The organism is Halorubrum sp. SP9, from assembly GCF_005435015.1.
Lineage (GTDB): Archaea > Halobacteriota > Halobacteria > Halobacteriales > Haloferacaceae > Halorubrum > Halorubrum sodomense.
On sequence record NZ_SGXU01000365.1, the window covers coordinates 1 to 465 of the forward strand.

Sequence of the window (465 nt, forward strand, 5' to 3'; positions counted from 1 at the left end):
CGATAGATCTCGAGAAACGCGTCGGGGGCGACACCGAGTACATCATCGCCGACGTCCGCATTACGGATCCGATCCAACTTGTCGTTGAGGTCGTGTATCAGGCCTCGACCAACCGACTCCGTGACCGCCTCCACCGGGCCTTTGCCAACGACTACGGCGCGATGGTGGTGGTCGTAACGAACGCCGACATCTCGGCGGCCCGGATCGAACGCGACCTCGCCACCGTCGGCGCCATCTCAGTCGCCCCGACAGCGTGGGAGTCGGTCCCGGCGTACTTAGCGTAAGTCAACACGCCAGGCTAGCTGGTGTGCCGATCCCGTGAGAGACACTCCGCGATACAGTGGTCAGCCCACTCGCACCGGGTCAGGCTCTCAAAACGGATACTCAGTAGCGAAGGTTTTAGCACCGACCCCACTGAGAGGCGGTGATGAACCGATATCATGCGGACAGAGACACGCAGCCACG

1 protein-coding gene is annotated in these 465 nt (G+C 61.9%); it reads left to right on the forward strand.

Annotated features, from left to right (window positions below; all coding sequences use genetic code 11):
- Nucleotides 1-284, forward strand: a 284-nt coding sequence (locus EXE45_RS20020) for a hypothetical protein (protein WP_158294333.1), incomplete at its 5' end; no start/stop codon positions are given.
- Nucleotides 285-465 lie beyond the last annotated feature (181 nt).